The sequence below is a fragment of the Achromobacter sp. SX5 genome (genome assembly GCF_056711425.1).
In genome coordinates this window covers 1794311-1818680 of sequence record NZ_CM160041.1, presented here as the reverse complement: position 1 = coordinate 1818680, position 24370 = coordinate 1794311, and the positions used below count along the sequence as shown (strand labels likewise).

The window sequence follows — 24370 nt, the reverse complement described above, 5'->3', positions numbered from 1 at the left end:
GCCTCCTTCAAAGATGCGCGGCCACGCCCGGCACCCAGGCATGGCGCGGACGCGGCGCCTGCGCGTGGCTGCGGTAGCGGTCGATCCAGTACGAGGTGGACGCGTCATGGCCCCAGTCCACCACGCCGGCCGACACCGGCACCGCCAGCTCGCGCTCGATGCCGGTGGCCAGGCGCTTGCCCAGTTCCACGCCCCACTGGTCGAAGGGGTTGATGCCCCACACCACGCTCTGCACGAACACCTTGTGCTCGTACAGCGCCAGCAGCGCGCCCAGCCCGCGCGGATCGAGCTGGCGCAGCACGATCAGCGTGGACGGCCGTCCCCCCGGATGGACCATGTGCTGCGCCAGGGTGAGCGCGTGCTCGCGGTCGTCGATGTGGGCCACGTCCAGCAGCGCCTGCTCCAGGCTCTTGCCGCGCAGCAGCGCCTGGCGCTGGGCCAGGCAGTTGGCCAGCAGCTTGCGGTGCGCGTCGGGGCTGTCGGCATGGCCTTGCAGGCTGGCGATGAAGTCCACCGGCGCGCCCGCTTCGCTTTGATGCAGCCACTGGAAGAAGGTGTGCTGGCCGTCGGTGCCCGGCATGCCCCAGATGATGGGCGCGGTCGGCACGCCGACCGCGGCGCCGTCGCCCGCGACCCGCTTGCCCAGCGACTCCATCTCCAGCTGCTGCAGATAGGTGACCAGGTGCAGCAGGCGCGCGCTGTAGGCGGCGATGTTCAGCGAGTTGTGGCCCAGCACGCTGCAGTTGACCAGGCCGGCCAGCGCCAGTTGCACCGGCGCGTTCGAGCCGAACGGCGCCTGCTGGAAATGCTGGTCCATGGCCTGAGCGCCGGCCTGCATGCCGATCAGCACCTCGGCGCCCACCGTCAGCGCGATGGACAGGCCGGCGACCGACCAGACCGAATAACGCCCGCCCACCCAGTCGCACATCTTGAAGACCTGGGAGGCCGGCACGCCCAGCGCGCGCGCGGCCGACGGATTGGCGGTCACGGCGGCCAGCTGTTCCGACACGTCGGCCGCGCCGCCCTGCTTGAGCCAGGCGATGGCGGCGCGCGCGTTGTGCAGCGTCTCGGCCGTGGTGAAGGACTTGGACGACACCACCACCAGGCAGCGGCGCGGGTCCAGCCCGGCCACGGCGTCATGGAAGGCGTGCCCGTCGATGTTGGACACGAAGCGGATCTGGCGCCGCTGCGAGGCGCCGCCGAAGGCCTGGATCGCCAGGCGCGGCCCCCAGTCGCTGCCGCCGATGCCGATGTGCAGCACCGTGGAGAAGTCGGCGGTCTGGTCCACCCTGCGCACGAAATCCATCATGCGCGCGTATTCGCAGACCGAGTCGGCATCCTGGCCGTCCGGCTGCTCGCGGGTGCGCCCGGCGCGCAGCGCGGTATGCCAGGCCGGCTTGCCTTCGGTCCAGTTGACCGGCTCGCCGGCGAACAGCGCGCGGCGCGCCTCGGCCAGTCCGCGCGCCTGCAGCAGGGACTGCGCCGCGGCGTCCAGCGCCGGCGACTGCCGCTGCATGGTCAGGTCCACGCACAGTCCCGCCGCCTCGATGACCTTCAGCGCCCCGGCGTCCAGTGCGGCGGATTGCGCGGCCTGCGCGAACCCCCGCCATTCGGGGCTGTCCGCCAGGCCGGAATCCGCCCTCGACGCTTCAATCGCATTGTTGGCCTTTCCCATCGCGTGATGCTCCTTAAAACGGTAAACGAACATGAGGGGCAATGCGTCGGAACGCGTTGCGGAAGTCCTCCTCGATACGGGCCAGTGCGGCCACGGTGTCTCCTTCGAAACGCAACACCACGGTAGGCGTGGTGTTGGACGGACGCGCCAGGCCGAAGCCGTCGGCATAGTCCACGCGCACTCCGTCCAGATTGCTGATGGAGACCGCGCCGGGGAATTCCCCCTGCGCGCGCAGCGCCTCCACCAGGTCGAACTGCTCGCCTTCGGCGGTTTCCAGCTTGATCTCGGGCGTGGCGCATGCCTGCGGCAGGCCCTCCAGCAGCGCGGACGGGTCCGGCGCCGCCGACAGGATTTCCAGCAGGCGCGCGGCGGCATAGATGCCGTCGTCGAAGCCGTACCAGCGTTCCTTGAAAAAGATGTGCCCGCTCATCTCGCCGGCCAGCAGCGCGCCGGTCTCGCGCATGCGCGCCTTGATCAGCGAATGCCCCGTGCGGCACATGGTGGGCTTGCCGCCGGCCTCGGTGACGGCGCGCGCCACCAGCCGGCTGCACTTGACGTCGTACAGGATCTCGGCGCCCGGATTGCGCGACAGCACGTCGCGCGCGAACAGGATCAGCTGGCGGTCGGGCCAGATGATCTGCCCGGACTTCGTCACCACGCCCAGCCGGTCGCCGTCGCCGTCGAACGCCAGGCCGACCTCGCAGTCGGAATAGCGCAGGCAATAGATCAGGTCCTGCAGGTTCTGGGGATCGGCCGGATCGGGATGATGGCCGGGAAACGAACCGTCGACTTCGCAGAACAGTTCGGTGACTTCGCAGCCCAGCGCGCGAAACAGCGCCGGCGCCACCGCGCCGGCCACGCCGTTGCCGCAGTCGATGGCGATCTTCATGGGCCGCGCCATGCGGATGTCGCCCAGCAGGCGCGCCGCGTAGCAGGGCTGTATCTGCATCTGGGTGCGCCCGCCGGCCACGCCGGCCGACTCGATCGGCTGGCGCATCGCGTCGCGCAGCGCCGTGATGCCTTCGCCGTACAGCGAGGCGCCCTCCATCACGATCTTGAAGCCGTTGTGCGCGGGCGGGTTGTGGCTGCCGGTGACCGCGATGCCCGCCCCCGTGTCCATCAGGCGGGTCGCGAAGTACACCATCGGCGTGGTCGCCATGCCGATGTCGATGACGTGCATGCCCGCCGAGCGCAGCCCGGCCTGCAGCGCGGCCGCCAGCTCCACGCTGCTCAGGCGCCCGTCGCGCCCCACCACCATCGACCGCGCCCCCTGTTCGCGCGCCCGGGCCCCCGCCGCCATGCCCAGGCTGTGCGCGAACCGCGCGTCGATCTCGTCCGGCACCGTGCCGCGTATGTCGTAAGCCTTGAAAACCGCATCCAGAATTTGCGGGGTGTCCCAGCCAAATGTTCCGTGCATGCCATCTTCTCCGGGTGGCGTTTACTTACTTTGGACCGTTCTGTTTGAAATCGCCGTAATAGGCCGCGCGGGAATAGCGGTAGCTTCCGTACTTGGAGCGGAAGCCGAAGCGTTCGGGCAGCAGCTTGAGACCGTTGAACAGCACGCCGTCGACCGGCGCGCCAGCCTGGATCAGGCGCTTGGCCGTCTCCCGGATCTCGCCCACCGTGTTCATGCCGGAGCGCACCACCACCATGACCGCCGCCGCATGCGTGCCGACCACGGCGGCGTCCGGAGACGACAGCACGGGAGCCGTGTCCAGAATCACCATGTCGTACTGCGACGCCAGTTCGCGCAGGGTCTCGCCGAACACGGGCGAGGCCAGCAGCTCGGAAGGATCGAAGGTCACCGCGCCGGTGGCGATGAAGTCCACGCCCTCGGACACGCTGTGCTTGCGCACGCGGCTCAGCGGAATCGTGCCCGACAGCACTTCGAACAGGCCGTCTTCCTTGGGCACGCCGAAATAGCGGTTCAGCTGCCCCTTGCGGAAGTCGGCGTCGATCAGCAGCACGCGCTTGCCCACGCCGCCCTGGATGAAGGCGAAATTGGCCGACAGGAACGACTTGCCCACCCCGGCCACCGGCCCCGTGAACATGACCATGTTGTTGGCCGACTGGCGCAGCGAGGCCTGCAGCACGTTGCGGAAGGAACGCAGGCTTTCGATCGGAGGCGCGTTGCCCTGGCTCTGCGCCAGCAGCGCGGGCACCGTGGCGTTCTTGCGCCGGCTGCGGCGCCACAGGCGGTCCTGCATGTCGCTGTAGGGAATGGCGGCCAGCACCGGCAGGCCGGTATGGCGCTCGACGTCTTCCGGCTCCGACAGGCCGCCGAACAGCGCGTTGCGCACGAAGGCGCACAGCATGCCGAAGATCAGGCCGAAGGCCGTGGCCACGCCGATGATGATGGCGGCCTTGGGGCGCACCGGCTTGTCGGGCTGCACCGCGGCGTCCAGGATGCGCACGTTGCCCACCTTGCCGGCGCGGATCAGGCGCAGCTGCTGGGCGTTGTTGAGCAGCGTGGTGTAGAGCTCGGTGTTCACGCGCACGTCGCGCACCATGCGCACCACGTCCTGTTCGAGATCGGGCAGTTGCCGGATGTGGCCGCCGATGCGGTCCACGTCGCCGGTCAGCGCGGAGATCTGGCGGTCCAGGGCCACGATGCTGGGATGGCTGGGCGCGAAGCGCGTGATCATCTCCTGGCGCTTGGCGCGCAGTTCCATCACGCGGGTCTGCGCGTCGACCGACTGGCCCAGGATCAGCTTGGCCTCTTCGCTCAGGTCGATGGTGCCGCGCTTGTTGCGCAGCGAGTTGTACTTGGTCTCGGCCGCGTCCAGCTCGCTCTTGAGGATGGGCAGCTGCTTTTCCAGGAAGACCAGCGACTTCTCGGCCTGCGCCGACTTGCGGTTGAGGTTCTGCTGCACGTACTCCTGGCCGATCTGGTTGAGCACGGCGGTCGTCATCACCGGATCGTTGCCTTCCAGCGTGACGCCGATCACGCCGGAGGTGCGGCCGCGTTCGAAAATGCCCAGGCGCCCCTGCACGTCCTCGATGGCCGCCAGGCGCGAGCTGCGCGACACCACGAACTCGGTTCCCGGACGGCCGCTGAGCGCGTCGACGTGCACGTCCAGCGCGCCGCCGCCCGGCAGCAGGAAGTGCTCGGGCTTGCCGACGGTGCCGTTGAACGTGGCGCCGGTCAGCTTGTCGTTGAGCGTGTAGCGTCCGTCGCCCAGCGTGGTGATGCGAAACGGCTTGCCCAGCCATTCGTTGGGCACGTCCAGCTGCGAGACGGCGATGGTCTCTCCGCCCCAGGCGTAGCCGCCGCGCGGCAGGCTGGACGGATAGGGCAGGCTTTCGTAGCGCTGCGCCAGCCATTCGCCCACCACCGGGAAGTAGCGCGGCTTGGCGTGGATGTACAGCAGGAACTTGTCCACGGCCGGGCCGACCACCATGCGCGAGCGCAGCACTTCCATTTCGCCCGAGGTTTCGGCCTTGGTGTCGAACATGGTCGAGACGTCGCCCAGCAGGCTGCGGCTCTGGCCCTGCGGCAATTCTTCCTCCACTTGCACGATGATGTCGGCGGAGTAGACCTTGGGCGTGACCATCACATAGGCGACCGCTCCCAGAAAGGCGAGCAGCATGATGGCGAGGATCATCCACCGGTTGGAGAAGATGGCGTCGACGTGGGACGTCAACGGGGTTTCCTGTTGGCGAGCCGGCACGGACGGCTCGAACGATTCGATAGGCAACGACATGCAGCTCTCCAAGAGAAGGCGCCGCTGCGGGTAGCGGCGCCCCCAAAGGCGTGGGTTAAAAACTAGTCAATGGCTTTCACGGTCTGTACCGTCTGCGCGCTCGGGAACAGGTTGCTGATGAAGCGGTTCCACCTCACCAGGCCGGCCGAATCCACGAACACAACGTCTTTGGGTTGCAACTCAAACTTCTCCCCTACTGCCAAGGCTTGCGGTGAACCGGCGTTCAGATGGAACACCAGCGGCTTCGCCTGCTCCGTGCTGCGCACGACAAAGATCTGCGACGGATTCGAGGTCGTCTGATTCGGCCCTCCCGCCAAACCCAGCGCCTCGGTCAACGACATGCGGCCGTCGCGCATTACTGCCGCGGTGGGCAGGGTGACCTCGCCCATCACGAATACCTTGCTGTCGTCGCGCGGCGTCACCCTCACGGTGTCGCCCGGCTTCAACAGCACCTGGTTCAAGTCCTGGCCGCGCTCGATCAGGGCCGGCACGTTCACGCGGGTGCGGCGTCCGTCGCGGATCACGTACACCGAGCTGCGATCGCCCGTCGGCAAAATCCCGCCGGCCCGGTTGATCGCTTCCAACAGGGTCATCGGAATGTCGTTGATCGCAATCGCGCCAGGCGTCTTCACCTCGCCGTCCACGTAAATACGCTTGCTGCGATAGCCCAGCACGCGTACTGTGATCTGCGGGTCCTGGATGTACTTGCTTGAACTATTCACTATGAGATTGCGCGCCTGGAGTTCCGTCAACCCCGCCACTTTCAGCAGTCCGGCATAGGGAAATTGGATATATCCAGTGGATGAGACCGTATAGCCCGGAATGCCCGAGGCGGTATCCCCGATGGCTAGTTCGGTCACCCCAGTCCCAATGGCGTAGGTTTGCGTCGGAAGGACGAGTTCGGGGTGATCCCACACCACGATGGAAAGAATGTCGCCCGGTCCGATGAGGTAGGGCCCGGACTTTCCGTACAGCTTTTCGACGCCATCGCTGGCGATCAGGGCTTCACGCGCGCGCTGCTCTTCGAGCACCAGGCTGGGGGTGATCTGTCTTATCTCAGCTTTGGAGTTGGGGTCCAGCGGGTCGGCGAGCTGGTTGGCGTCAAACGTCATACCGGGGGACAAGGCGCAAGCGCCCAGCGAGGACACGAGCGCGATAGCGGCTATGGCTCGGCTCAACGTTCCGAAAAATGTAGTCATGGCAAATCCACTTGTGAATGACTTCGTTGCTTGGAAAGGAGCCCGATGCGTAACGGGTTGCGACATTCCACTCTCTTTTCCTGGCCCCGCACATTCGACGGATGTCCTAAGCCTTCTCCTACATCGTTTGGAGGTTTCGGGTGGCCCGGGCACTCAATAAGATTTTGTCGGTAGCCACAGGCTTTGCGGCGGTGCACGGCTTTTTTTCCCGCGCGCGGCAGGCCGGCTTCCAACGAACAGGAGTGCGCGATGGAACCGTCCCAAACGGACACGTCGACCAGATTCAGCGGGGCAAGCTATCTCTATCGCTTGCTGGATGCCGCGATCGTGATTGCCTGCGGCCTGACCGCCACCGGATTGAAATTCTCGGATGACGCGCTGGCGGACCCTCCGCAAATCCATCTGTTCCTGATTTACCTGTGCGGCCTGGGCGTGGTCGCGATCTTCCCGGCGTTCCGGCTGTACGTGTCCTGGCGCGGCCGTCGCCTGACCGACCTGGTCGGACGCAGCGTGGCGGCCTGGGCCCTGGTGTTCGCGCTGGGCATCTGCATCAGTTTTCTCATGCACCAGACCGCCGCGATATCCCGCATATGGGCGGCGACCTGGTTCATCATGACGGCGCTGGCGCTGATCGGCGTGCGCATCGCGGTCTACTCGGTGCTGGGCGCGGCGCGCGACCGCGGCATGGACCGCAAGCGCGTGCTGCTGGTGGGTTTCGGCGCGCTGGGCCACGACCTGTGGCGCCGCGTCGAGCAATACCGCAACACCGGCTACGAAGTGGCCGGCATCTACGCCGAGCCGCACGAGAACCTGCCGCCGCAGGTCCGCCGCCTGCACGAGCTGGGCGGCCTGCACGACTTCGTCAAAGAGAACAACGTGCGCGAGATCTGGATCGTGCTTCCGATGGAGGCCGGCCAGGAACTGCGCGAAGTGCTCTACCACCTGCGCAACGACCTGGTCGACATCCGCTGGATTCCCGACGTGATGTCCATCCAGCTGCTCGGCCACCAGATCGGCGAATTCCTGGGCCTGCCGGCCATCCAGCTCAACAGCCTGCCGGCCGCCGGCGTGCGCGGACTGGCCAAGGAAGTGTTCGACCGCAGTTTCGCGCTGTGCGCGCTGATCGGCCTGTCGCCCGTCATGCTGACCGTGGCCCTGCTGGTGAAGGCGACCTCGCGCGGGCCGGTGTTCTTCACGCAGCCGCGCCTGGGTGTGGACGGCAAGGTGTTCCACGTCTACAAGTTCCGCACCATGACCGTGCACCAGGAACAGGGCGTGGTCACGCAGGCCACGCGCAACGACAGGCGCGTCACGCGCATCGGCGGCTTTCTGCGGCGCACCAGCCTGGACGAGCTGCCGCAGTTCCTCAACGTGCTGATGGGCGACATGTCGGTGGTCGGTCCGCGCCCCCACGCGCTGGAGCACAACGAACTCTACAAGGACCTGGTGCAGCGCTACATGATGCGCCACCGCGTCAAGCCGGGCATCACGGGCTGGGCCCAGGTCAATGGCCTGCGCGGCCAGACCGACACCCTGCGCAAGATGAGCGACCGGGTCGAGCACGATATCTATTACATCCAGAACTGGACGTTCAGGATGGATCTGCTGATCATCGCCCGCACGGCGGTATCGGGATGGACGGGCCGCAATGTCTACTGAACCGTTGGGATGGCCCGAGCGGCGGGGAACGGCCGCGCGCGCAGACGGCGTGCTGGCCGGCGCCGACTTCCGCGAGGCGGTCGAGATGCTGCCGCTGGTGTCGATCGACCTGTTGCTGCGCGATGCGCGCGGCCGCTACCTGACCGGGCTGCGCGCCAATCCGCCCGCCCAGGGCGCCTGGTTCGTGCCGGGCGGACGCATCCGCAAGAACGAAACGCTGCGCCAGGCGCTGTGCCGCATCGCGCGCGAAGAACTCGGCTTGCCCGTACCCGACCAGGCCTGGCGGCCGCGCGGCGTGTACGAGCATTTCTATGGCACCAATTTCGCAGGCGAGGCCGGACGCTCCACGCATTACGTCGTCCTCGCCTATGAAGCGGAAATTCCGTTGGACATCTCCAGCCTGCCGCAGGCCCAGCACCGCAGCTACCGCTGGCAGCCCGCGGCGGCCATCGCCGCCGATCCCGGCGTGCATCCGTACACCCAGGCCTACTTCAAGGAGTGAGCGCCATGACGAATCCCCCTCCCCCGTACCGGGCAGTCATCCTCTGCGGCGGCTCCGGCTCGCGGCTGTGGCCGCTGTCGCGCGAGCTGCTGCCGAAGCAGTTCATCCGCCTGACCGATGACCGCAGCCTGTTGCAGAACACCTTGCTGCGCCTGGCGTCGGCGGGCGCCGAAGCCAGGCCCACGCTGGTCTGCAACGACGCGCACCGCTACATCGCGGCGGAACAGGCGCTGGAACTGGGCATCAAGGACGCCGAGGTGATCCTGGAACCGTTCGCGCGCAACACCGCACCGGCCATCGCCGCCGCCACGCTGCGCGCCATGCGCGACGGCGAGGACCCGGTCATGCTCATCATGCCCTCGGACCACGTGCTGGAGGACGGCGAAGTGCTGCGCGCCGCCTTCGCCGAGGCCTACCAGGCGGCCCTGCAGGGCGCGCTGGTGACCTTCGGCATCACGCCCACCGCGCCGCTGAGCGGCTACGGCTACATCCAGGCCGACGAGCCGGGCGAAATGGGGCCGGCGCGGCGCGTGCGCCGCTTCGTCGAGAAGCCCTCGCCCGAAGTGGCGCAGCGCTTCATCGACGACGGCGGCTATTACTGGAACAGCGGCATGTTCGCCTTCCAGGCCTCGGTATTCCTGTCGGAAATGGCCCGGCTGGCGCCCAAGATGCTGGAACAGGTGCAGGCGGCGGTGGCCATCGGCCACGGCGAGAACGCCCTGTTCCACCTGGACGGTCCGTCCTTCGAGGCCTGCCCCAGCGATTCGATGGACTACGCCATCATGGAGCGCACCGACAGCGCCGTGGTGATTCCGCTGGCGGCCTCGTGGAGCGACGTGGGCGCCTGGGACGCGGTCTGGGGCATCGCGCAGAAGACGGTGGAAGGCAACTCCACCACCGGCGACGTGATGGTGGAGGATTCGCGCAACTGCCTGATCCACTCGACCAGCCGGCTGGTCGCCTCGGTGGGGCTGGACGATATCGTCGTCATCGAAACGGCCGACGCCGTGCTGGTGGCGCACAAGTCCCGCTCGCAGGACGTCAAGCGCCTGGTGGAAGTGTTCAAGACGCAACACCGCTCCGAGCTCAACCACCACCGCGAAGTGCAGCGCCCCTGGGGCTCTTACGACTCGGTCGGCCAGGGCCCGCGCTACCAGGTCAAACGCATCACGGTCAAACCCGGGGCGCGCCTGTCCTCGCAGATGCATCACCACCGGGCCGAGCACTGGATCGTGGTGTCGGGCACGGCGCGCATCTACAACGGCGACAAGCAGTACCTGCTGACCGAAAACCAGTCGACCTACATCCCGCTGGGCGAGATCCACAGCCTGGAGAACCCCGGGAAGATTCCGCTGGAAATCATAGAGGTGCAGTCGGGCGCGTACCTCGGGGAGGACGACATCGTTCGATTCCAGGATATGTATGGCCGAGTTTGAGAGGGAGGAGGAGAGGATTCCATTCTGGCGGCCTGGGGCGGCGCGGATCTGCCTGCCGGTGGCGGGGTTGTTCTTTCTCGTCCTGATCACGGTGGGCAACCTGCCAGGGCTGGCGGCGGAAATGTCCGACGCCTTCGGCGACAAGCGCCTGCACCTGGCCGCCTATTCCCTGCTGGCGGGACTGGTCTATGCCTCGGTCAACCGGCGCCCGGCGCTGGTGGCCATGCTGACCGTCACCATCCTCGGAATGGTGGATGAATCGATCCAATCCCTTTTTCCCTACCGAGAGGCTGAGCTCTTAGACCTTTTGGCCGATATCTCCGCGGCGGGTGCAACAGTAATCTCATTGCACATCGGTACCGCAGCCTTCGGCTCCTTTCGTGCAGTTACTAAGTCTTAAGGATACAACCATGCCAAAACGGGCATTGATTACCGGCGTCACCGGCCAAGACGGGTCCTACCTGGCGGAGTTCCTGCTTGCCAAGGGCTATGAGGTCCACGGCATCAAGCGGCGCGCTTCCCTGTTCAATACGGCCCGCATCGATCACCTGTACCAGGACCCTCATGACCAGCCGCGCAACTTCGTGCTGCACCACGGCGACATGACCGATTCCTGCAGCCTGATCCGTATCGTCCAGTCGGTGCAGCCGGACGAGATCTACAACCTGGCCGCGCAAAGCCACGTCGGGGTCTCGTTCGAAGAACCGGAATACACCGCCAACGCCGACGGCCTGGGCACCCTGCGCCTGCTGGAAGCCATCCGCATCCTGAAGCTGGAGAACAAGACCCGCTTCTACCAGGCCTCGACCTCCGAGCTGTACGGCCTGGTGCAGGAGATTCCGCAGAAGGAAACCACGCCGTTCTATCCGCGCAGCCCGTACGCGGCGGCCAAGCTGTACGCCTACTGGATCAGCGTGAACTACCGCGAAGCCTATGGCATGTACGCCTGCAACGGCATCCTGTTCAACCACGAATCGCCCAAGCGCGGCGAGACCTTCGTGACCCGCAAGATCACCCGCGGCCTGGCCCGCATCGTGCTGGGCCTGCAGGAGTGCCTGTACCTGGGCAACCTGTCGGCGCTGCGCGACTGGGGCCATGCGCGCGACTACGTCGAAATGCAGTGGCTGATGCTGCAGCAGGACACGCCCGAGGACTACGTGATCGCCACCGGCATGCAGTACAGCGTGCGCGAGTTCATCAATACCGCCGCGCGCGAGCTGGGCATCCTGCTGGCCTGGGAAGGCGAAGGCCTGGAAGAGACCGCCACCGTGCTGTTCTCGCCGGTGCACGACGTCAAGCCCGGCCAGGTCATCGTGCGCGTGGACCCGCGCTACTTCCGCCCCACCGAAGTGGAAACCCTGCTGGGCGATCCCACCAAGGCGCGCGAGAAGCTGGGCTGGTCGCCTCGCACTTCCTTCGCCGAACTGGTCAAGGAAATGATCGAGAGCGACCTGCGCGACGCGCGGCGCGATGCGCTGGTCGAGCAGAACGGCTACGAAATCTACGCCTACAAGGAGTAGTCGGACATGACGAACCAGGAGCAACGCGTCTTCGTCGCCGGGCATCGCGGCATGGTGGGCGCCGCGATCACCCGCGAGCTGCAGCGCCGCGGCTACGGCAACGTGATCACCCGCAGCCGCGCCGAACTGGACCTGGAAAACCAGAACCAGGTGCACCGCTTTTTCTCGACCACGCCGGTCGACGTCGTGTACCTGGCCGCCGCCAAGGTGGGCGGCATCCTGGCCAATCAGACGCACCCGGTGGAGTTTCTGTACAAGAACCTCATGATCCAGTGCAACGTCATCCGCGCCGCCCACGCGGCGGGGGTGCGCAAGCTGTTGTTCCTGGGTTCGTCATGCATCTACCCGCGCGAGGCGCCGCAGCCCATCCACGAGGACGCCCTGCTCACCGGGCCGCTGGAATCCACCAACGAACCGTACGCCATCGCCAAGATCGCGGGCCTGAAGCTGTGCGAGGCGTACCAGCGCGAATACGGCGCGCGCTTCATCTGCGCGATGCCGACCAATCTGTACGGCCCGCACGACAACTACGACCTGCAGAACAGCCACGTGCTGCCCGCGCTGATCCGCAAGTTCCATGAAGGGCGCGAAGCCGGCCAGGACGCCGTGACCATCTGGGGCACGGGCGCGCCGCTGCGCGAGTTCCTGTACGTCGACGACCTGGCCCAGGCCTGCGTGATGCTGATGGAGCATCCCGACGCCGAGGGCATCTACAACATCGGCGCGGGGCAGGACATCTCCATCGCCGACCTGGCCAGGCTGGTGGCGCGCGTGGTCGGCTACACCGGCGAGATCGTCTACGACACCAGCAAGCCCGACGGCACGCCGCGCAAGCTGATGGATTCGTCGCGGATGCAGGCGCTGGGCTGGAAGCCGGAGATCTCGCTGACCCACGGCATCACGCTGGCCTACGGGCATTTCCTGCGCGAGCGCACGCAGCAAGCGCTGCCCGTGGCCTGACGGCCGTATCGACAGGCCCTCGCCATGCTCGGATTGCTCAGGAAACACATCGCCGGCAACGCCTCCTTCTGGGGGCTGGTGGAGTACGGCATCGGCCCGGTGGCGGCGCTGGTGGCCCTGCCCATCCTGTTCCGCCAGCTGGGCACGGTGGGCTTCGGCCAGTATTCCATGATCATCGCCCTGGCCGGCTTCGGCAACGCCGCCAACCTGGGCGCGGCGGTGACGGCCACCAAGCTGGTGTCCGAGCGCCTGCACGAGCCGGGCGGCGCCTATCGCGCCGCCGGCGTCAGCATGTCGCTGATCGGCTGCGCGCTGGGCGTGGTGACGCTGGCCGCCCTCATGCTGTGGGGCGCGGTGGGCCTGGGCTGGCCCGACGCCACTTTCGGCGGCGTGGCGGTGACGATGCTGGCGCTGCCGGCGCTGGCCATCTACCTGACCCAGCAGTACGACCAATTGTTCTCGGGCTGCCTGAAGGGGCGCGAGGATTTCCGCGCCACGGCGCTGTGCGAGGTGTTCAGCCGCAGCGGCACGATGGCGCTGGCCTGCGCCACGGCCTGGATGACGGCCTCGCCCACCTGGACCGGACTGGCCCAGGCGCTCGGGCTGCTGCTGGCCGGCAGCGTCAAGATGGGCGTGTTCTCGCGCGCCTACGGCCGCCTGGTGGTGCGCCCCGTGCGCGACCGCGGCGCGATGATGGACGCCTTCCGCTTTTCGCGCTGGTCCTGGCTCAACAGCCTGAGCGCGCTGGCCTTCGGCTCGGTGGATCGCGTGCTGGTGGGCAGCCTGATGGGGCCCGCCGCGCTGGCCATCTATACCGTGGGCGTGCAGGTCGGGCAGATCATCCACACCGCCTCGGTCGCCATTTTCCAGAAGGCCATGCCGCGCGTGAGCCGGCTGTCGGCCTCCCCTCCCTATCCCGGCGCCGCCGAACGCGAGATCCGCCGCATGATGCTGTGGAACCTGGCGCTGTCGGCCGGGGCCACGATCGCCGTGCTGGCCGTCAGCCGCCCGCTTCTGAACATGTTGCTCAGCGCCAGCGTGGCCCAGGACCACCTTGGAACCTTCCAGCTGCTCATCATCGCGTCGGGGCTGCTGTCCCTGAACGCCGCGGCGCATTTCTCCCTGCTCGGACTCGGCAATTCGCGGGCGGTCGCCATCCTGAACGGACTGGGCGGCCTGGCGATGCTGTGCGTCATGGCGGGGCTGGTGCAGATTGCGGGCGAACACGCCGCCGCCTGGGGCCGCATGGCCTACGCGGCGATCACGCTGGCGGGCGTGGCCTTCGCCATCCGCCAATCCCGTCCCGATTTCCCTGGTGTCGTGCCTGCGGCCACCCGATAACCAACAAGCTGAGGTATTCCATGCGCAAGCGCCATAACGAGTATTCACGCCAGCTCATCGACTTTGTCCGCGAGCTCCGCCCGCCAGCCCCGATCGCCGGCGGCCTGATGCCCAAGGTGACCATCGTGACGCCCTCGTTCAACCAGGCCCGCTTCCTGGAACGCACCATTCTGTCGGTGCTGAACCAGGGCTATCCGCGGCTGGAGTACATCATCATCGACGGCGGCTCGACCGACGGCAGCGTGGACATCATCCGCAAGTACGAGCGCTACCTGAGCTATTGGGAAAGCACGCCCGACCGCGGCCAGTCCCACGCCATCAACAAGGGCTTCGAGCGCGCCACCGGCGACTACGTGGGCTGGCAGAACTCCGACGACCTGTATTTCCCGGGCGCGCTGCGCAAGCTGGGCGCGGCCGCGTCCAAGGGCCGCGCGCCCATCGTCAGCGGCAACCTGTTCGTGGCCGACGCCAACAACCGGATCTTCCGCAAGATCCACTACACCCCGGTCAACCGGGGCACGCTGACGGTGGTCAAGGCCTCCATCCCGAACCAGTCCGCCATCTTCCGCCGCGACCTGCTGCGCAAGTACGGCCTGCTGCAGGAAAGCATGCGTTACTGCATGGACCTGGAGCTGTGGAGCCGCCTGCTGCGCGAGGGCAAGAACCTGATCGTGCCCGACGCCATGGGCGTGTACACGGTCCACGACGAGACCAAGACCGCGCTGATGCAGGACGTGCTGCTGGAGGAGCGCGAGCAGATCGTGACCCGCATCCGGCGCACCGAGCCGGGCCTGGGCCGCCTGTTCGAACTGTCGTGCAGGGCCTCCAAGGTGGCCGCGCACGCGCGCCAGGGCGATCTGTCCTACCTGTTCGAAAAGCTGACCACCAAGATCTTCGGCCGCGACGACTGGGCCGCCCACTAGCATCGCCGGGCCCAGCCTGACGGAGAAAAGCCGCAATGAATCCGCACCGCCGCCTTTCCACTCTGCACCTGCTCGGCCTGTTCGCCTTCACCGCGCTGGCGCTCAACGACGACCGCTTCATCCTGGGGGTGGGCAGCTTCAAGCTGTCGCCCTTCGATTTCCTGTTCGTCGCCATGCTGGGGGTCAAGGCGCTGCGGCTGGCGGACCCGCGCGCCTACGCCCTGCCGCGCGGCCTGCTGGGCCTGCTGCTGGGGCTGCAGGCGCTGTCGGTGGTCTACCTGCTGCTGGTATCGGTGGACCACCCCGGCATCGAGACCGGCGACGTGGCGCGCGACCTGCGCATCGTGTTCTATTTCCTGTGCACGCCGTTCCTTTGCTACAAGGACATCGACAGCCCGCATGCCTACGCCGTGCTGCAGAAGTACATCGTGGCGGCCTGCCTGGCCGTGGCCACGCTGATGCTGCTGGAGCAGCTGCAGGGCTTCAGCGTGTCCAATCCGCTGCGCAACGTGCGCCTGGGCGTGTGGGCCATTCCCTTCGGCGTGGTGTCGCTGCTGTACTTCCGGCGCACGCTGAACGTATCCGGCCCCAAGGCCTATGCACTGACCGTCTACATGCTGCTGGCGCTGGTGTTTTCGCTCAACCGCAGCCAGTACCTGCAGCTGGCCGCCTCGGTGCTGATCGCCGTGCTGCTGGGCGCCGGCCCAGAGATCCGGCGGCGCGCCGTGCTGGTGTTCGCGCCGGCCGCGATCGCCGGCGTGCTGGTGTTCGCGAGCATCGGCTACCTGGACGTGCTGACCAACCGCATCTTCAGCGTCGAGCGCCTGGACGAGGACTCCAGCTACGGCGCGCGCATCCAGGAGATGCAGGGGCAGATGGATTCCTTCGCCGAAAGCCCGGTGTTCGGCAAGGGCGCCGGCTTTCGCAGCTGGGTGATGGGCGAGAACGGCTTCGAGCTGAGCACCTTCGCCCACAACTCCTGGGCCTTCTACCTGATGAAGTTCGGCGTGGTCGGCACCATCATGATCATGCTGCCGCCGCTGCTCATCCTGCTGCTGACGCTGCTCAGGCGCTACGCCCATCCCGGCCTGGAGCTGCACCGGCGCTATCTGCTGGCCACCGCGCCCATCTACATCTTCATCGATTCGCTCTCGGGCGGCCTGGCCTACGCGCCCAAGACCGCCTTCACCGGATTCCTGCTGTGCTATTGCCTGTCGCTGATGCGCAATGCGCAGATCATGCCCGTTCCCTCGACTACGCCGCCCGCCCCCAGCCCCCGTCCGGCCGCCGCGCGCCGGGCGCCAACACGAGTGATCCCACATGCCTGATGTTTTGTTTGTCGCGCCGGACCTGCACGGCGGCGTCGGAAGATGCGTCGCCTTCATCGTGGACGCGCTGCCGGAACAGGGGGTGGATTCCGCCCTGTTCCTGCTGCGCTCGCGCAACCGGGAGTATCCCGTCTCCAACCCCAAGGTCACGCGGGCGCTGCCCGTGTACGAATCGCCCGCCGCGCTGCGCCTGATGCTGCCCGTGGCGTTCCTGCGCCTGCTGCGCCAGATCCGGCGCGACAAGCCGGCCATCGTCTGCTCGCACGGCCTGCTGTGCAACATGCTGGTGGTGCTGGCCAAGAAACTGCTGCGCGGCCGCTTCAGCACCGTCGCCTTCGAGCACAGCAGCCCCGCCATCCATTACGGCGCCTCGCGCATGCGGCGCCTGAAGTGCTGGCTGGTGAGCCAGACCTACCGGCGCCACGACGCCGTGGTCGGCGTATCGCGCGGCGTCAAGGAGGACCTGGTCAGCATGTTCCCGCCGCTGCGCGGCAAGGTCCACACCATCTACAACGGCGTGCCGCTGGACAACGTCCGCCGCCAGGGCGCGGCCGCCGCGCCCCAGCCGCCGCAGCAGGCCCCGGCGCAGGCGCCCTACCACGTGGTGGCGGTCGGCCGCCTCGAAGCGGTCAAGGACTACGCCACCCTGATCGACGCGGCCGCGCTGCTGGACGATCCCGGCATCGCCTTCACCATCCTGGGCGAAGGCTCCGAACACGACGCCCTGCAGAAACGCATCGACGAGCACGGCTCGCGCACCCCGGTCAGGCTGGCCGGCCACATCGACAACCCGTTTCCGGTGATCGCCGGCGCCGGCGCCTTCGCCCTGACCTCGGTGCGCGAGAGCTTCGGCAACGTGCTGGTCGAGGCGCTGTGCCTGGGCGTGCCGGTGATTTCCACGGACTGTCCCCACGGCCCTGCCGAAATTCTGGACGCGGGCCGCTACGGCCTGCTGGTGCCGGTGGGCGACGCCGCGGCGCTGGCCGACGCGGTGCGCCGCCTGGCCTACGACAGCGAGATGCGGCAGCGGCTGGCCGCCCAGGGCCCCGAACGCGCCGACGCGTTTTCCCTGGAGCGGCACTGCCGCAACGTCATCTCGCTATTTCAGCCGCTCATGCAGCGCGGCACGCCCTGAACAGGAAGCATCATGCAGAAGATACCGGTTTCGGTCGTCGTCATGACGAAGAACGAGGAACGCAACATCGCCAAGTGCCTGAAGGCGCTGGTCGAATTCGATGAAGTCTTCGTGGTGGACTCCAACAGCACGGACGCCACCTGCTCCATGGCGACCGCGCTGGGGGCCAAGGTCTCCAACTTCCAGTGGAACGGCAAGTATCCGAAGAAGAAACAGTGGTGCCTGGAGCAGCTGCCGTTCTCGCATCCCGTGGTGCTGTACGTGGACGCCGACGAGGAAATGACCCCGGGCCTGGCCGCCGAGATCCGCGAGGCGCTGCCGCGCTTCGCCGCCGGCGCCGGCGGCGCCTTCGTGCCCTTCGACTACGTGTTCTGCGGCAAGAAGCTGGAGCACGGCCACCGCGTCTACAAGCTGGCGCTGCTGGCGCGCGACCGTTCCCGCTTCCTGGACTACGACGACCTGGACGTGGCCCACATGTGGGAGGTCGAGGGGCATTACCAGCCGCAGGTCGAGGGCGAGACCTTCGCGCTGCGCGAGCGCATGGTGCACAACGACCACGATTCGCTCTTCCACTATTTCGACAAGCACAACCGCTATTCCGACTGGGAAGCCAACCTGCGCACCAAGGGCCTGATGAACGACCCGCGCGAAGCCAACGTGGGCGCGCGCGCCCTGCTCAAGCGCATCTTCCAGGCCATGCCGTTCAAGGCGCCGATCGCCTTTCTGCACTCCTACGTGTTCCGGCTCGGCTTCCTGGACGGCAAGGCCGGCTACGACTACGCGGTGGCGCGCGCCATGTACTACTGGCAGATCCGCATCAAGACCGAGGAAATCCAGAAGGCGCGCCAGGCCAGCGCGGCCGCGGCGCGCGACGACGCCGTGGCGGGAGCGGCGAAATGAGCGCCCTGCAGCGTCTGGACCAGTTCACGCTGGCGCCCGGCCAGCGCGGCCGCTCCGCCCTGACGGTGCAGCTGTGGTGGATGGTGCAGGGCACGCTGTTTCGCTGGTCGCCGCAGGTGGCGTACGGATTTCGCCGCTGGCTGCTGCGCTGCTTCGGCGCGCGCATCGGCCGCAAGGTCCTGATCCGGCCCAGCGCCACGGTCACCTACCCCTGGAAGGTGGAGATCGGCGACTACGCCTGGATCGGCGACGAGGCGGTGATCTACAGCCTCGGGCCCATCCACATCGGCGCCCATGCCGTGGTGTCGCAGCGCAGCTACCTGTGCGCGGCCGACCATGACGCCGCGCAGCCCGCGTTTCCGCTGCGCGAGCGCGCGGTGCGCATCGAGGAAGGCGCCTGGGTCGCCACCGACGTATTCATCGGTCCCGGCGTGACGGTGGGGCGCGAAACCGTGGTCGGCGCCCGCAGTTCCGTATTCCGCAACCTGCCGGCCGGCATGATCTGCCACGGCAATCCCTGCCGGCCGGTGCGGCCGCGCCAGGCTGGCCCGGCATGAAAATCCTCGTCTACGGCATCAACTACGCGCCCGAGCTGACCGGCATCGGCAAGTACAGCGCCGAAATGGCCGAATGGATGGCCGCGCGCGGCCATCAGGTCAACGTCGTGACCGCCCCGCCCTACTACCCCCAGTGGCAGGTGCAGGAAGGCTACCGCGCGGGCCGCTATCGCAAGGAAACGCGGCGCGGCGTCACCGTGCGCCGCGCGCCGCTCTGGGTGCCGGCCAGGCCGGGCGGGCTCAAGCGCCTGATCCACCTGTCCAGCTTCGCCCTGTCCAGCCTGCCGTCGCTGCTGCGCGCCGCCGCCGGCCGCCCCGACCTGATCCTGGTGGTCGAGCCGGCGCTGTTCTGCGCGCCCGCCGCGTGGCTGGCCGCAAGGCTGTGCGGCGCGCGCGCGTGGCTGCACATCCAGGACTACGAAGTGGACGCGGCCTTCGAGCTGGGCCTGCTCAAGGGCGCCGGCCTGCGCGCCGCCGTGCGCCGCGCCGAACGCTGGCTGATGCGCCGCTTCGACCGCGTCTCCACCATCTCTGGCCGCATGCTGGACCTGGCGCTGGCCAAAGGCGTCGACCCCGGCCGCGCCCTGCTGCTGCCCAACTGGATAGACGTGAACGCCATCGCGCCGCGCAGCGGCGGCGACTACCGCGCCGAACTGGGCATTCCGGCCGACGCCGTGGTCGCGCTGTACTCGGGCAACATGGGCGGCAAGCAGGGCCTGCAGACCCTGGCCGACGTGGCGCGCCGCCTGGACGGCGAGACCCGCCTATGGTTCGTGTTCTGCGGCCAGGGCCCGGAACGCGCGCCGCTGCAGGCCGCCTGCCAGGGACTGGAGCGGGTGCGCTTCCTGGACCTGCAGCCGGCCGAGCGGCTGGGCGAACTGCTGAACACCGCCGACGTCCACCTGCTGCCGCAACGCGCCGGCGCGGCCGACCTGGTCATGCCGTCCAAGCTGACCGGCATGCTGGCCAGCGGCCGGCCCGTGGTCTGCGGCGCCGCGCCCGGCACCGAACTGGCCGCCGTCGTGGCGCGCTGCGGCCTGGTGACCCCGCCCGAAGACGGCGCGGCCATGGCCGAAGCCGTGCGTACGCTGGCCGACGACACGCCCCGGCGCGAAGCCCTGGGCGCGGCCGCGCGGCAGTATGCGTTGGCGCATCTGCACATCGATGCGGTGCTGGCCGAGGCGGAGCGTGAGTTCATTGCGGTGGCCGAGTCGAAAGGCAAACCGACCGAGCGCAACGCCGGGATTTGAGGCGGGGAAAACCGGTCTTCATGCGGCGTTCAGCGCGTAGGATGGGTGCAGCGCGCGCCTGCCCGGGCCAGAACGCCGGATCTCCAACGCGCGTAACCCATCGGCCGGCGCAAGCCGGCAATTCTGGTGCCGGCAAGAAATCCAACTCTGCATGCGACGAAAAACGGCGGCTGGCGCCGCCTGATGGGTTGCGCGCGTTTGGCGCTTGGGTTCTTGTGTCTATGGTCTCGCGCTTGACCCATCCTACGGGTCTTCATCCTGGCGGATCGCGGTCGGGGGGGCGCCGTTGCGGACCAGGCCCATCTGCACGGCGATGTAGGCGGCTTCGGCCTGGTTGCGGGCGTTGAGCTTCCAATACAGGGTGCGCGCATGGCTCTTGACGGTGGCCACCGAGATGCCGACCTGTTCGCCGATCTCGCGCATGGTCTTGCCCTGCACCAGCAGTTGCAGGATCTCTTCCTGTCTTTGCGTCAGCTCGCGTAGCGCCTGCGGCGCGGCCTGGGTGGCGCCCTGCGGCCGGGCCACCGCCTGCGGATAGCATTGGCCGCCCGCCATCACCAGGCTCACCGCCGCGGCCAGCGCGTCCGGGTTGGAGGCCTTGGGCAGATAGCCCGCGACGCCGGCGCGCGCGCATGCCGTCATCACGCCCTGGTCCAGCACGGTGTACAGCACCAGCACCAGGCGCGGCATGAAGAACGCCATGGACTGCGACAGCAGGCCCACGTCCTGTTCCGCCAGGCCGCTGCAACCCACCACCAGCAGTTCCACTGGGCGGTTGATAGAGCTGGACATGTTGAGCAGATGCGCTGGCGAGATGGCCAGGATGTCGTCGGCGTTGCGTACGCGCTCCAGCACATGCTGGATCGCCACACGAAGCAGAGCGTAGTCTTCGATCAGTACGGTTGTCATCCCCGGGGGAACCTTGTGACACTCGGCCCATACACGGTTCCCATGACGCTGGCGCATCGCTTGCCGCTATCGCGGCGTGACGGCGTCATCGACTTCACGGGAAGCTCGCCCACAGCATCGGATCGCATTGGCGAGGCGGCGGTGGTTCGCCCTTTCGAGCCATGCTTGCGGACACAACCCATGCTATCAGCGGCTACGTCCGCTGAATCTCGTACAGGTGGATGAATGGCGGTGGAATGCGCTTGCATTGCGACCGCTGCACTGCTATGAACGGCGTAGCCTCGATGGCTATGCGCATCCGGCAGCGGGACGCCTGACGTCCCGGACTGCCGGACCGACTGCGCGACCGGCAAGCGCTATCCCACCTTGCGCCCATACATCTGTCCTGCGTCCACATCCCTGCCACTGCTGGGCTCGTGCCATTCCAGCGTGGCGCCGCGCTGCAGCGCCGCGTAGACGGCTTCGCCCTTGTTTTTGACATGCAACCGTTGGTACAGCGTACAAGCGTGCGTCTTGGCCGTCGCCACCGAGATATTGAGCATCCTGCTGACCGTCTTGATCGGATAGCCGCGGGCCAGCAGCACCAGCACTTCATACTGGCGCGGGGTGATCTGCAGCAACTGCGCGCCCGCGCTGACCGGCATGGCGCTCTTGGCGGGAGCGTCCTCGGCGTCGCGCGCCGGCAAGGCGCACACCGACTGCTGCGCCGGCGCCTGGATGGCCTGCTCGCTGGGGAAGCACTGGCCGCCGGCCATGACCAGGCGGATGGCCGCCTCCAGGATTTCGACCGAAGCCGTTTTCATCAGGCAGCCGTAGATGCTGCTTCCCGGCAGGCCCTGCACCGGCATCGGCAATGGCATGACGTCCGTCAGAAGCAGGATCCGCTTCGGCGTCAGCACCCGCTGGATTTCATGCAGCGCGCTCCACGCTTCGTCGGTATCCACCGGCAGTCCATAGATCAGGAGATCGGCGCCAGCGTGCACGCCATCGGCCTTGGAAATATCCGCCAGGCCCATCCCCTCGATTTCCCACACATCGTCCAACTTGCTAAGAATCTGCCACAACCCCAGCCGCAGGAGCGGATGGGCTTCAATCAGGACCATCTTGGCCATGGTGTCCTCCCGGTTTTTCGACGGCCTAGAAAGGATCTTCGCTGTGCTGAAGACTATTTTTTTTCCAACCCTGCGGGGGTGGTCCGCAATATCCCGGAATATCTAATGAAGCTGAACCGGGACATTTGGGCTGGGAGACTTTGGTAGCCACCATAACGGATGGCATGGACCCATCTTATGGTTCGAAATCCGCAAAATCAAGACGTTTGCCCACGATATAATCCGATAAAAACAGACATCATTCGTGAGCCTTAATCAATATAGTAAATATGGCTGAGCAGCGGCTTTGATGCTTTCCGGCGCTAGGGTTTTCACCAGGATTTTCGGCGTCCACACTTGCCTTTCCCTATGAAAGCCGTGGCGCGGGCATGCGTCCCCGCTAGGCCGGGCGCGGCTCCGGCCGTGAAAAAGCCGCGTCCGGGCATCTGCCGGACACGGCCGTAAAACGCGGGCGCCAGGCCCGATTTCTGTCCAGATGTATCTGCTGACACATTCCGCCCGTAGGCGCATTGCTTATTCGAAATATGGGTAACATTTTAATTTGTGCGTCACGCGCATCATTTACTCCATATAAGCGAAGTCGAATACCGTATGGCCGCCCTGGTGATGCCAATGGTGCATTGAAGCATGACGCTTCCTCAGGAAATTGGCGTAGTGGATTTCGCCGTCCGTTTCGACGTAGGTGGAGGGCGACAGCTCCTCTATCCGGTTGAGCGAGACGCCCTTGCCGTAGTGGCAGAAGCCCTGGTACTGGGCGCAGCGCATCACTTCCCCCTCGGGCGACACCACGATCCCGGCGTTGCGGGCCCGCATCGGATTGCGCACGATGGGGTTGCACGCATGCGGCGTCCACTCGGTCGAGCGCGGCGAATCGGCGAAGAAGGCGAATAATTCGTCGCAGTGGCTCTGGCCATCCGTGCGGTCGATATTAGTTAATAGCCACCAATATTTTCCGTGCTTAAAAATAATCGTATCGACGGCGGATATATTGGTCATCAGATTAACATCCAGCTCCCACTTCAATGGAAATTCCGTGCATTTCCATAATTCTATACTGCGATTTCCGCAGGTTTCCGGAACCATGTATGTCACGCCTTCGTGCTCGAATATATACGGAAACGAAAGGTGGTAAGGCAGGTTCAGGGCCGTGCCCAGCAGGCGGAAAGCCCCGTCGGAGTAGGTCGCGACGGAGATCGTACCCTTGCGGGAATTAAAATCGTAGTCCTCGAAAAATATATATGGCTTTTTATCCTGGGTATATACAAATGGATCTGCGAAGAATCTGCCCTTGGGCGGTTGCAGGACCATGGCCTCGGATACTACGGCCTGCTGCCGGAAAGACGGGAACATTCCAATCCGCCAGCGTATATTGCGTTTCATGACGCGCCGCACAATCAAATCCGACATCAACCAGGCCTGGCGCGCGATATAAGCGGCGGAATTCCACTCCGCCGGATCGGCGCGGCGCTGGCCGCTCATGATCTGCATGCCGGGCGGCGCCGCCCCCTGGCGCAGTCGCGCGAGCGCCTGGAGCGCGTCATAAACCATGAAGTTTCCGAGGCTGAATGCGCGCGCCTGATTCTTCAACCAGAACACTTCGGTGTTGAAACTGCGCTGGTCCAGAAGCTCGTCGTCTTCGAGCCGCGCGCCGACGCGCCAGAGTTTTACCGTGGTGTGGTCCTCGCGCTGGTAGACCTCCCAGAAGCCGGCGTAGCGGCTGGTCTGCACCGCGATATCGGAATAACTCAGCTGCCATACGCCCAGCCGGGCCCAGTCCTGCAGCTGTTCGCGCGAGGCCGGCGACGTGCCCAGCGTAATCACCAGGTCCAGCTCCAGCGTGGCCACCGCGTCCTGCAGCGCCGCCGGCGCGGCCTGGTGCGCCAGCGGCACGACCGCGGCCGAGTCCGCCGGCAGGCTGCCGCGCAGGTCGCGGCACTCCAGCATGGCGCGCTGCTTGGCCGGCAGCAGCCTGCCCTCCAGGCGCGACAGCGTGCCGAACAGCGCCTTGACGCCCAGGCGCGGCTCCTCGCTAGGCGCGTGCATCACCAGCAAAGCGGCAACTTCGAAATCCTGGCTGTGCCGGAGCCACTCGACCATCTCGTGCATCCAGCCGGGCTGTTCCAGCCCGTCAACCAGCAGTCCCACTTTGAAGGTCTTCATTTCTGCTCCTGAGTCTGCACCGCTGCCCGTACAGCGAACGGGCTAGCCATGCTTGGCGGTCTCATCGATGGTGTGCGTCTCTATCTCCTCGCGCTGATAC

20 protein-coding genes are annotated in these 24370 nt (G+C 66.6%); 13 read left to right on the top strand and 7 right to left on the bottom strand.

Features of this window, described 5'->3' with window-relative positions; translation table 11 throughout:
* Positions 1-7: 7 nt before the first annotated feature.
* The 4 genes from pgi to AC1M14_RS08595 form a co-directional block, all read right to left on the bottom strand.
* Positions 8-1675, bottom strand: a complete 1668-nt coding sequence (gene pgi / locus AC1M14_RS08610) for a glucose-6-phosphate isomerase (RefSeq protein ID WP_102772464.1) — start codon at positions 1673-1675, stop codon at positions 8-10.
* A gap of 13 nt (positions 1676-1688) precedes the next feature.
* The gene (locus AC1M14_RS08605; protein WP_102772465.1) at positions 1689-3092 is read right to left on the bottom strand and encodes a phosphomannomutase/phosphoglucomutase; all 1404 of its coding nucleotides are present in this window, start codon (positions 3090-3092) and stop codon (positions 1689-1691) included.
* 25 nt (positions 3093-3117) lie between these two features.
* On the bottom strand, positions 3118-5379 hold the full coding sequence (locus AC1M14_RS08600; RefSeq protein ID WP_479731404.1) for a GNVR domain-containing protein: 2262 nt from the start codon (positions 5377-5379) through the stop codon (positions 3118-3120).
* Between the two features lie 62 nt (positions 5380-5441).
* Positions 5442-6578, bottom strand: a complete 1137-nt coding sequence (locus AC1M14_RS08595; protein WP_102772467.1) for a polysaccharide biosynthesis/export family protein — start codon at positions 6576-6578, stop codon at positions 5442-5444.
* Positions 6579-6827: 249 nt separating this feature from the next.
* On the opposite strand from AC1M14_RS08595, the gene AC1M14_RS08590 reads away from it, so the two are divergent.
* The 13 genes from AC1M14_RS08590 to AC1M14_RS08530 are packed head-to-tail and all read left to right on the top strand — an operon-like array spanning position 6828 to position 20089.
* On the top strand, positions 6828-8237 hold the full coding sequence (locus AC1M14_RS08590; protein WP_102772468.1) for an undecaprenyl-phosphate glucose phosphotransferase: 1410 nt from the start codon (positions 6828-6830) through the stop codon (positions 8235-8237).
* Positions 8227-8739 (top strand): GDP-mannose mannosyl hydrolase, encoded by a 513-nt coding sequence (locus AC1M14_RS08585; protein ID WP_168202093.1) that lies wholly within the window; start codon positions 8227-8229, stop codon positions 8737-8739. The genes AC1M14_RS08590 and AC1M14_RS08585 overlap by 11 nt, the downstream gene beginning before the upstream one ends.
* 5 nt (positions 8740-8744) lie before the next feature.
* The gene (locus tag AC1M14_RS08580) at positions 8745-10175 is read left to right on the top strand and encodes a mannose-1-phosphate guanylyltransferase/mannose-6-phosphate isomerase (RefSeq protein ID WP_111824625.1); all 1431 of its coding nucleotides are present in this window, start codon (positions 8745-8747) and stop codon (positions 10173-10175) included.
* Positions 10162-10575, top strand: coding sequence for a VanZ family protein (locus AC1M14_RS08575; RefSeq protein ID WP_479731403.1), 414 nt, complete (start codon positions 10162-10164; stop codon positions 10573-10575). The genes AC1M14_RS08580 and AC1M14_RS08575 overlap by 14 nt, the downstream gene beginning before the upstream one ends.
* A gap of 10 nt (positions 10576-10585) precedes the next feature.
* The gene (gene gmd, locus AC1M14_RS08570) at positions 10586-11695 is read left to right on the top strand and encodes a GDP-mannose 4,6-dehydratase (protein WP_102772471.1); all 1110 of its coding nucleotides are present in this window, start codon (positions 10586-10588) and stop codon (positions 11693-11695) included.
* 6 nt (positions 11696-11701) lie between these two features.
* The gene (locus tag AC1M14_RS08565; protein WP_102772472.1) at positions 11702-12655 is read left to right on the top strand and encodes a GDP-L-fucose synthase family protein; all 954 of its coding nucleotides are present in this window, start codon (positions 11702-11704) and stop codon (positions 12653-12655) included.
* A gap of 24 nt (positions 12656-12679) precedes the next feature.
* Positions 12680-13996, top strand: coding sequence for a lipopolysaccharide biosynthesis protein (locus AC1M14_RS08560; RefSeq protein ID WP_102772473.1), 1317 nt, complete (start codon positions 12680-12682; stop codon positions 13994-13996).
* Between the two features lie 20 nt (positions 13997-14016).
* The gene (locus AC1M14_RS08555) at positions 14017-14919 is read left to right on the top strand and encodes a glycosyltransferase family 2 protein (protein ID WP_102772474.1); all 903 of its coding nucleotides are present in this window, start codon (positions 14017-14019) and stop codon (positions 14917-14919) included.
* A gap of 35 nt (positions 14920-14954) precedes the next feature.
* Positions 14955-16247 (top strand): O-antigen ligase family protein, encoded by a 1293-nt coding sequence (locus AC1M14_RS08550; RefSeq protein WP_102772475.1) that lies wholly within the window; start codon positions 14955-14957, stop codon positions 16245-16247.
* Positions 16240-17382: a glycosyltransferase gene (locus AC1M14_RS08545; RefSeq protein ID WP_102772476.1), complete on the top strand. Its 1143-nt coding sequence runs from the start codon at positions 16240-16242 to the stop codon at positions 17380-17382. The genes AC1M14_RS08550 and AC1M14_RS08545 overlap by 8 nt, the downstream gene beginning before the upstream one ends.
* A gap of 12 nt (positions 17383-17394) precedes the next feature.
* Positions 17395-18282 (top strand): glycosyltransferase family 2 protein, encoded by an 888-nt coding sequence (locus AC1M14_RS08540; protein WP_102772477.1) that lies wholly within the window; start codon positions 17395-17397, stop codon positions 18280-18282.
* Positions 18279-18839: a putative colanic acid biosynthesis acetyltransferase gene (locus tag AC1M14_RS08535; RefSeq protein WP_102772478.1), complete on the top strand. Its 561-nt coding sequence runs from the start codon at positions 18279-18281 to the stop codon at positions 18837-18839. Before AC1M14_RS08540 ends, AC1M14_RS08535 begins: the two co-directional genes overlap by 4 nt.
* Positions 18836-20089 carry a WcaI family glycosyltransferase gene (locus AC1M14_RS08530; RefSeq protein WP_479731402.1) on the top strand — a complete coding sequence of 418 codons (1254 nt, stop codon included), beginning with the start codon at positions 18836-18838 and terminating at the stop codon, positions 20087-20089. The genes AC1M14_RS08535 and AC1M14_RS08530 overlap by 4 nt, the downstream gene beginning before the upstream one ends.
* Before the next feature lie 243 nt (positions 20090-20332).
* Here AC1M14_RS08530 and AC1M14_RS08525 read toward each other — a convergent pair whose 3' ends face one another.
* From AC1M14_RS08525 to AC1M14_RS08515, 3 genes are all read right to left on the bottom strand, one after another.
* The gene (locus tag AC1M14_RS08525; RefSeq protein WP_102772480.1) at positions 20333-20998 is read right to left on the bottom strand and encodes a response regulator transcription factor; all 666 of its coding nucleotides are present in this window, start codon (positions 20996-20998) and stop codon (positions 20333-20335) included.
* Positions 20999-21354: 356 nt separating this feature from the next.
* A complete protein-coding gene (locus AC1M14_RS08520; protein ID WP_209165149.1) occupies positions 21355-22110 on the bottom strand; it encodes a response regulator transcription factor in 756 nt (251 codons plus the stop codon).
* A gap of 561 nt (positions 22111-22671) precedes the next feature.
* Entirely contained in the window at positions 22672-24270 is a 1599-nt protein-coding gene (locus AC1M14_RS08515; RefSeq protein ID WP_479731401.1) for a glucosamine inositolphosphorylceramide transferase family protein, read from the bottom strand.
* Positions 24271-24370 lie beyond the last annotated feature (100 nt).